The following is an 8,331-nucleotide window of genomic DNA, read 5'->3' on the forward strand; positions in this document are numbered from 1 at the left end:
GGACAGCGCCGCATGCGGCGCTGTCCGCGCAGGCGTCGGCCAGTGGGAGCGGGCCGGGTGACGCCGCCGGTCCCCCAGCGCGCTCTGCGCTGGGGCCAATCGTCACCATGCCGTTCGACCTGGAGCGCGCGCCGGATGCCGCCGACTGGCCGTTCGCGCCCGGCCGCTTCGCGGGCATCGTGGTCACCAACTATCTGCACCGCCCCCTGTTCCCCAAGCTCCTGCAAGCCCTGCGCCCCGACGGCCTCCTGATCTACGACACCTTCGCCCTCGGGAACGAAGCCTTCGGCAAACCGTCCAACCCCAACTTCCTGCTGGCCGATGGCGAATTGCTCACGCTGACAGCAGGCCTGCGCCCCATCGCCTACGAGCACGGCTACACGTCCCAGCCGAAGCCCGCGCTGGTGCAGCGCCTGTGCGCCGCCGGGCCCGCTTTTGCCCGCGAAAACGCGGATTTAAGCGGGCACTAAGCCGAGAAAGCTGCCAAGAATGAACCATAGCCCCTGCCCATCGGCTACAATCAGGACTTTGACCTTACCCCGGAAACCGTAGAAATATGATTAAGGGCAGCATTGTCGCCATCGTCACTCCGATGCAGGAAGATGGCTCCCTCGACTTCGCCGGGCTGCGCAAGCTGATCGACTGGCACATCGCGGAAGGCACCGACAGCATCGTCATCGTCGGCACCACCGGCGAGTCGCCGACCGTCACGGTGGAGGAGCACTGCGAGCTGATCAAGGTCGCCGTCGAACACACCGCCAAGCGTATCCCGATCATCGCGGGCAGCGGCGGCAATTCGACCGCCGAAGCCATCAAGCTGACCGAGTACGCCAAGCAGGTCGGCGCGGACGCCTCGCTGCAAGTGGTCCCTTACTACAATCGCCCGACCCAGGAAGGCATGTACCAGCACTTCAAGGCCATCGCCGAAGCGGTGGACCTGCCGGTGATCCTGTACAACGTGCCGGGCCGCACCGTGGCCGACATGAGCAACGAGACCATCGCCCGCCTGGCGCAGGTGAAGGGCATCGTCGGCGTGAAGGACGCGACCGGCAACATCGGCCGCGGCATCGAGCTGATCAAGATGGTGCCGAAAGAGTTTGCGGTCTATTCCGGCGACGACGCCAGCGCGCTGGCCCTGATGCTGGTCGGCGGCGCCGGCAACATCTCGGTCACCGCCAACATCGCGCCGAAGATCATGGCGCAGATGTGCCAGGCCGCGCTGGCCGGCGACATTGCCCGCGCCGTGGCACTGAACAACTCCGTGTACGCGCTGCACACCAAGCTCTTCATCGAACCGAACCCGGTCCCGGTGAAGTGGGCCATGGCCCAGCTGGGCATGATCCCGGCCGGCATCCGCCTGCCGCTGGTGCCGCTCTCGGCCTCCTGTCACGACACCGTCCGCGGCGCCCTGCGCGATGCGGGCGTTCTTCAATAAGCCTGGGTTCCCCGCGCTCCAACCGTTTCGAACATGACTATCCGTATCACTTCTGTTCCGGCCCGTACCCTCGTTCTCACCGCACTGGCGGCCAGCCTGGCCGGCTGCGGCATGATCAGCAGCATCATCGACGCCGACAAGGTCGACTACAAGGCCGCGCGCAAGCAGCAGGGCCTGGAGGTACCGCCCGACCTGACCCAGCTGGCCAAGGACAACCGCTACGCCGTCCCGGACGGCAAGGGCGTGGCCACCGCGTCCAGCCTGCAGCAGCAGCCGGGCGCCACGGCGCCGGTGGCGGCGGGCGACCAGGTTGGCCAGGTCAACACCCCGAACGTGCGGATCGAGAAGGCGGGCAGCCAGCGCTGGCTGGTGGTGCGCGCCACGCCCGAGACGCTGTGGCCGGTGCTCAAGGAATTCTGGCATGACAACGGCTTCAACCTGGCCGTGGAAGACCAGAAGACCGGCGTGCTGGAAACCGAGTGGAACGAGAACCGCGCCAAGCTGCCGCAGGACTTCATCCGCAACACGGTGGGCAAGGTGTTCGACGGCCTGTACTCGACCGGCGAGCGGGACAAGTACCGCACGCGCCTGGAGCGCAATGCCGACGGCACCACCGAAGTGTTCATCTCGCACCGCGGCGTGGAAGAGGTCTATTCCGGCCCGCAGAAGGAAACCACTGTGTGGCAGCCGCGCGCGACCGATCCGGGCCTGGAAGCGATCTTCCTGACCCGCCTGATGGCGCGCCTGGAAAACCGCGACGTGAAGGAAGTGCGGCCGGTGGCGCAGACCGCGCTCAACGCGCCGGCTGTGCTGCACGCCAAGCTGGTGGGCGATGCGGTGGAAGTGGACGAGGGCTACGACCGCGCCTGGCGCCGCGTTGGCCTGGCGCTGGACCGCAAGGGCTTCACCGTCGAGGACCGCGACCGGGTGCAGGGCGTGTACTTCGTGCGCTATGTCGATCCGGAAGGCGTCAAGAAGGACGGCTTCTTCAGCAAGATCTTCGGCGACTCGGACAAGGACAAGCAGGCGCAGCGGTACCGCGTGCAGGTCAAGGCAGAGGCCGGTGCGTCGGTCAGCCGCGTGACGGTGCTCGATGCGGAAGGCAAGCCGGAGAAGGGCCCGACCGGCGCCAAGATCCTGAACCTGCTGACGGACGAACTGAAGTAAGCGTCGACCGCTCAACAAAAAACCGGCTTCGGCCGGTTTTTTGTTGCCCGCGCGCCGGGCTCTCGCGCTAGGCGGCGGGCGCAAAAGACCGCGCATACGCCCGCGGGCTGAGCCAACCGTCAGACGGAAACAAACCGGCTCCCAGGCCCGCTTTCCATCAAACCCTCAGACGTAAAAAAGCCGGCCCGCAGGCCGGCTTTTCTATCAAACCAAAGCTGATTAGTGCTTGGCAGCGGAAGCAGCTTCCGAAGCAGCCGAAGCAGCAGCCGATGCAGCCGAAGCAGCAGCGGAAGCAGCCGAAGCGGCGTTCGAAGCAGCAGCAGCGGCAGCGTCAGCAGCCGGAGCAGCCGGAGCCATGGTCGCGTCAGCAGCCGGTGCGGTGGTAGCAGCCGGTGCGGTTGCTTCCGGAGCGGCCACAGGAGCCGGTGCCGGAGCTTCTTCTTTCTTGCTGCAAGCAGCCAGAGCAACAGCCAGCAGGGAAACGATCAGCAGAGATTTTTTCATGGGTTTTCCTTAGTTAATTCAACAAAAAGCTGCGATGAATAATTACCGGTAATTATCGCTCGACAATCTAGGAATCTTCTGTTTTGCTTTCGACCAGGAACGCGAGTGCCTGGAAGATAACGGAAACTTCCTAACCCGATATTATAGACAAATTTGGGTTATCGCAATAGCACGAAATGCAGTGCGCGAGCGATTTTGCGATTTAGCAACAAAAGTGTGCGGTAGCGCACGGACGAAAAATTTTGTTCAGGTGTAGGCCGGAGGTGCCGCCGAATGTTCTACGGGCAAGACGCTCACAGGCCGGTGGTTGTCGGGTGCAGGGTCGGCGCCGATTCGGCCCACAGCGCGTCGAAACGCTCCTGGCTGAGATCGGCCGCGCCAGCGGTGCCGAAGGCCGCTTCGCCGCGCATGTGGTCACAATGAAAACGGCGCACGATGTGGACCCGGTCCCCGATGCAGAACGAATCGGTCAGCTGCTGCAGGTTGCGCGGCGTGGCCCGGCACTCGATGCGGTGGTTGTAGTCCTTCAGCAGGCGCACGAAGCGCGGGTAGTCGCGCTCGATCAGCGCGGGCCGGTGCAGGGCCAGCTTGAGCAGGCCGCCCTCGTGCAGGAAGCGGCGCAGCAGCGCATCCACGTCCGACGCACCGAGCGGGAACACGGCGAAGTCCGGATCGAACATCTGCAGCGTCGCGCGCGAGCGCAGCAGCAGCTCGCGCCACAGGGCCTCGAACTCCATGTGCGATGCGAACTTGACCACCCGTGATTCGGTTTCCATTCCGCCTCCTCAGTTGCGTGCGCGCGGGCCAGGCCGCGCCGTCAGGCCAGCTCCAGCCAGCCGTCGCTGTACCAGGTGTAGAGCGCATCGGCCACGTCCTCGGAGGCCGCGGCGACCTGCGCGCCATCGAGCCTGCGGGCGTTGGCCAGCGCCTCCAGCGCCGGCTTGTCGGCGCGGCCTGCGGCGAACGATTCGCCGTTGATGAAGACATTGCGGCCGCGGTACAGCATCAGCGTCTTGCGCGACAGCGCCACGCCCTTCTTGCGCGCCGCTTCCATGAAGCGGCCCACGGTGAGACGCTTCTCGGGCGGCGTGAAGAACACGTTGTGCTTCGGCTCCGACAGGTACTCGCCGAGGAAGATGGCGACATCGTCTTCGGTGAAGCGCACCTTGTTCAGTTCATCGGCGATCGTCTCCAGCATCGCCTTCGGGATCTCGGCCGGGTTCTTCGCCGGCGCGAGGTCCGGGTCCGCATAGCGGCCGGGCAGGTCGATCGAGTCGGCCATGAACTGCAGGAAGTTCTCACCCAGCTCCTGGTAGGACGGGGCGCGGAAGCCGATCGAGTAGGTCATGCACTCGCCTTCGGCCACGCCGTCGTGCGCGTAGTGCGGAGGCAGGTACAGCATGTCGCCCGGCTCCAGCACGAATTCCTCGTCGGCGCGGAAGTTCTTCAGGATCTTCAGCGGCAGGCCTTCGATGAGGTCCAGGTTCTTCTGCGCGCCGATGCGCCAGCGGCGCTTGCCGTGCGCCTGCAGCAGGAACACGTCGTAGGAATCGAAGTGCGGGCCCACGCCGCCGCCGTCGGTGGCGTAGCTGATCATCAGGTCGTCCAGGCGCGCATCGGGCACGAAGCGGAACTGGCGCAGCAGGTCGTCGGCCCTGGCGTCATACAGGTTCACGCCCTGCACCAGCATGGTCCATTCGCGCTGGGTACGCGGAGGCAGGCCGGCGAGGGGGCCGTGCTGCAGGTCCCACTGGCCGCCTTCCAGCGTGATCAGGCGCGACTCCACATGGTTCTGCTGCGCCAGTTCGGCCAGCTTGTCGAACGGGAGCAGGGGTTTGAAATTGGGGATGGCGCCGCGGATCAGGAGCGGCTTCTTGTGCCAGTAGTCGCGCAGGAACTGGGCCGGGGTCAGGCCGCCGAGCAGGGGGAGTTTTTGCTGTGCTTGGGTCATGCGGCATTATAACGCTGCATGAACACGGTCCCTTCGCAGGCAGGGGTATAATCCGCCGCTAGCCCCGTTGCTAGCTCACATTGAAAGGAAGTACCCATGAAAGTCGCAAAGAACACGGTGGTGACCGTTAAGTACGTGCTGACCGATGCGCAGAATAACCTGATCGAAGATGGCCGCGAGCCGATGGTGTATCTGCACGGCGGTTACGAGAACACGCTGCCGAAGATCGAAGAAGAGCTCGACGGCAAGGATGTGGGCTACGAGTCCACCATCCAGATCGAACCGGATGACGCTTTCGGCGAGTACGACCCGGAGCTGGTGAAGATGGAAGACCGTGCGCGCCTGCCGGAGCCGCTGGAAGTGGGCATGCAGTTCGAAGGCATGCCGGAAGGCGCGGATTCCGACGAGGATGCGGTGATCTTCACCGTGACCGAGATCGAGGGCGACAAGGTGGTCCTGGACGGGAACCATCCGCTGGCCGGCATGGCGCTGCGTTTCCAGCTGAAAGTGGAGGGCGTGCGCCCGGCCACCGATGAAGAACTGGCGCATGGCCACGTGCACGGCGCCCACGGTCATCATCATGACGACGATGATGATGACGAGGGCGACGAGGGCGATCAGTTCCGCACCCGCATCATCCAGTAATGTGTTGACGGCGGCGGCGCGCCTGCGGGCGCGTTTGGCCGCGCACAATCACAGTTGAAAGGCGCTGCGGTTGCGGCGCCTTTTTACTTTTGAAGGTTCCTATTTCCGCTTCGCTTGCGGGTCGCGGACCGTGAACATCTCGTGGGCGGCTGGGTCCACGGTCACTTCCACCGCATCGCCGCCCAGGCTCAGGTGCCCGATGTTGGCGCGCCACTTGATCGTTGGCTGGGTGCCGATGGCCAGCTTGTCGGCATCGACCAGCAGCACCTTACCGGGATACTTCTTCGCCGCGGTGTCGAGCTGGCGGCGCACTTCGGCAAAGCCGTCGTCGGGCGCCGGCTTGGCGTCGGGCGCGCGCGCCACGTCGGCTTCCGTGAACAGCACGACGGCCTTCATGTTCTCACGCTTGGCGATGGTGAAGAGACGGTGCAGCCAGGCGCGGTTTGCGACCAGGCGGTCTTCGTACTCGCTGTTGCGGCCCGCGGCGCGCAGGTAGTGGTTGTTGTTGGACGGGATGTTGACCGTCGCGTACAGCACGTCGTCCACCTTCCAGTGCGCGTTCTCGGCGTAGCTGCGGAACTTGGCGGTGCTGGAGAGGCGGGTGAGCTGCAGCTTGCGCTCACCGAGAGAATTGGGATCGGCGAAGAACAGTTCGCGCAGGCGGTTCAGGCGTTCGATGGCATTGGAGCGGCCGGCCGAGTTGCGGCACTCGGTCCAGTCACTGGCGGCCAGGGACAGGATCAGCGGGCGCGCAGAATCTTCCAGCAGCTGGCGGCGGCGCTGGTAGACCTTGTCGGAGCAGGGCTCGTTGGCGCCCTTGATGCCGTTGGCGACCACGAATTCGAGTGAGCTTTCGCTGCTGGCAGTCAGCGCCTTTTTCAGTGCTGCTTCGTCGCCGGCCAGGTGGCCGATCGCGGCGAAACGATGGGTCGCGTCGTCCTTCGGCGCTGCGCCCACCGGCAGCGTGGCCGCGACGCACAGCGCGGCTGCCAGCAGAGTGCGTGGCAGCGCGCCGTGCAGCAGCCGAGGCACCCGTGAGCCAATCGGCGCGACGCGGGCCGGCGCGGCGTGACGCGTCAACGAGGCGGGCGGCGCGGCCATCATGCAGCGAGGCGCTTGAGGCGGTAGATGTGCTCCAATGCCTCGCGCGGGGTCAGCGCATCCGGGTCGATGCCGGCCAGGGCCTCCAGCAGCTCGCTATCCGCGCCATGCGCCTGGGCGCCGGCGTGCGCGTGGCTGCCCGTGGCGTCGGTGTCGTCCTGCTCTTCGGCCGCAGGTGCCGCGAACAGGTCGAGCTGCGAGCTCGATTCCAGCGCCTGCGATTCCAGCCGCGCCAGATGCTTGCGCGCCGCCTTGATCACCTGCGGCGGCACGCCTGCCAGTTGCGCCACCTGCAAGCCATAGCTCTGCGATGCGGGCCCTGGCTGCACCGCATGCAGGAACACGATCGAATCCTTGTGCTCCACCGCCGACAGGTGCACGTTGGCCGCCGACGGATGCTGCTCCGGCAGCTGCGTCAGTTCGAAGTAGTGCGTCGCAAACAGCGTGAAGCTGCGGCTGTTCTCGATGAGGTGGTGGGCAATCGCCCACGCCAGCGCCAGGCCATCGAAGGTCGAGGTGCCGCGGCCCACTTCATCCATCAGGACCAGCGAGTGCTCGGTGGCGCCGTTCAGGATGGCCGCCGATTCCGTCATCTCCACCATGAACGTTGAGCGGCCATTGGCCAGGTCGTCGGAGGCGCCGATCCGCGTGAAGATGCGGTCGATCGGGCCAATGGTGGCGCTGGTCGCGGGCACGTAGCTGCCCACGTAGGCCAGCAGCGTAATCAGGGCCACCTGGCGCATGAAGGTCGACTTGCCGCCCATGTTCGGGCCCGTGATCAGCAGCAGGCGCTGCGCGTCGCTCAAGGCGCAGTCGTTGGCGATGAAGCGCTCGATCTGGTTCTCCACCACCGGGTGGCGGCCTTCGCGGATGTCCAGGCACGGCTCGCCCACCAGCTGCGGCGCGCACCAGTTGTGGCGCACCGCGTGCGCGGTCAGCGCCTGCAGCGTGTCCAGCAGGGCGAGCGCCTGCGCGATCGATTGCAGGGTGCCGATGTGCGCGGCCAGGTCGGCCAGCAGCTGGTCCCACAACAGCTTCTCGCGGGCCAGCGCGCGGTCCTGCGCCGACAGGGCTTTGTCCTCGAAGGCCTTCAGCTCGGGCGTGATGTAACGCTCGCAGTTCTTGAGCGTCTGGCGGCGGCGGTAGTCGTCCGGCACCTTGTCGGCCTGGCCGTTGGTGACTTCGATGTAGAAGCCGTGGACCTTGTTGTACTCCACCCGCAGGTTGCCGATGCCGGTGCGGGCGCGCTCGCGCGTTTCGAGATCGACCAGGAACTGGCCCGCGTTCTCGGACAGGCCGCGCAGTTCATCCAGCTCCGCATCGAAGCCGCGCGCAATCACGCCGCCGTCGCGCACCATCACCGAGGGCTCGGGCAGGATGGCCCGCTGCAGCAAGTCCAGGCAGTCCGCCGGGGTGGCGATGGCCGCGTGGATGTCGCCCAGCAGTCCAGGCGCGGCGCGGTCCAGCGTCAGCTCCACGCCGTGGCGCAGGACCGGCAGCTGGGCCAGGCCGTCGCGCAGGCTGGCCA

Annotated in this window: 8 protein-coding genes and 1 pseudogene; 4 read left to right on the forward strand and 5 right to left on the reverse strand. The window is 65.9% G+C overall.

What is annotated here, in order from left to right; all coding sequences use genetic code 11:
• From E4L96_RS23495 to bamC, 3 genes and pseudogenes are all read left to right on the forward strand, one after another.
• Window positions 1–470: pseudogene (locus E4L96_RS23495) on the forward strand (hypothetical protein); the annotation flags it as partial.
• Window positions 471–556: 86 nt separating this feature from the next.
• Window positions 557–1,435 (forward strand): 4-hydroxy-tetrahydrodipicolinate synthase, encoded by an 879-nt coding sequence (gene dapA / locus E4L96_RS03550; protein WP_135205854.1) that lies wholly within the window; start codon window positions 557–559, stop codon window positions 1,433–1,435.
• Between the two features lie 33 nt (window positions 1,436–1,468).
• Window positions 1,469–2,602, forward strand: a complete 1,134-nt coding sequence (gene bamC, locus E4L96_RS03555) for an NlpB/DapX family lipoprotein (RefSeq protein WP_135205855.1) — start codon at window positions 1,469–1,471, stop codon at window positions 2,600–2,602.
• A 219-nt stretch (window positions 2,603–2,821) separates the two neighbouring features.
• Here the strand turns inward: bamC and E4L96_RS03560 are convergent, their stop codons facing one another.
• The 3 genes from E4L96_RS03560 to E4L96_RS03570 form a co-directional block, all read right to left on the reverse strand.
• Complete coding sequence (locus E4L96_RS03560) at window positions 2,822–3,106, reverse strand: hypothetical protein (RefSeq protein ID WP_135205856.1); 285 nt, start codon at window positions 3,104–3,106, stop codon at window positions 2,822–2,824.
• 293 nt (window positions 3,107–3,399) lie between these two features.
• Window positions 3,400–3,882 carry a DUF7931 domain-containing protein gene (locus E4L96_RS03565; RefSeq protein ID WP_229414205.1) on the reverse strand — a complete coding sequence of 161 codons (483 nt, stop codon included), beginning with the start codon at window positions 3,880–3,882 and terminating at the stop codon, window positions 3,400–3,402.
• Between the two features lie 41 nt (window positions 3,883–3,923).
• The gene (locus tag E4L96_RS03570) at window positions 3,924–5,057 is read right to left on the reverse strand and encodes a ribosomal protein uL16 3-hydroxylase (protein WP_135205857.1); all 1,134 of its coding nucleotides are present in this window, start codon (window positions 5,055–5,057) and stop codon (window positions 3,924–3,926) included.
• Between the two features lie 96 nt (window positions 5,058–5,153).
• Here E4L96_RS03570 and E4L96_RS03575 point away from each other — a divergent pair, with 96 nt between their 5' ends.
• A complete protein-coding gene (locus E4L96_RS03575) occupies window positions 5,154–5,702 on the forward strand; it encodes an FKBP-type peptidyl-prolyl cis-trans isomerase (protein WP_135205858.1) in 549 nt (182 codons plus the stop codon).
• Between the two features lie 99 nt (window positions 5,703–5,801).
• On the opposite strand, the gene E4L96_RS03580 is transcribed toward E4L96_RS03575, so the two are convergent.
• Entirely contained in the window at window positions 5,802–6,734 is a 933-nt protein-coding gene (locus tag E4L96_RS03580; RefSeq protein WP_229414206.1) for a hypothetical protein, read from the reverse strand.
• Between the two features lie 68 nt (window positions 6,735–6,802).
• Window positions 6,803–8,331 (reverse strand): DNA mismatch repair protein MutS (mutS, locus tag E4L96_RS03585; protein WP_135205859.1); only part of this gene is annotated, 1,529 nt, incomplete at its 5' end.

The organism is Zemynaea arenosa, assembly GCF_004614185.1.
GTDB classification, from domain to species: Bacteria; Pseudomonadota; Gammaproteobacteria; order Burkholderiales; family Burkholderiaceae_D; genus Telluria; species Telluria arenosa.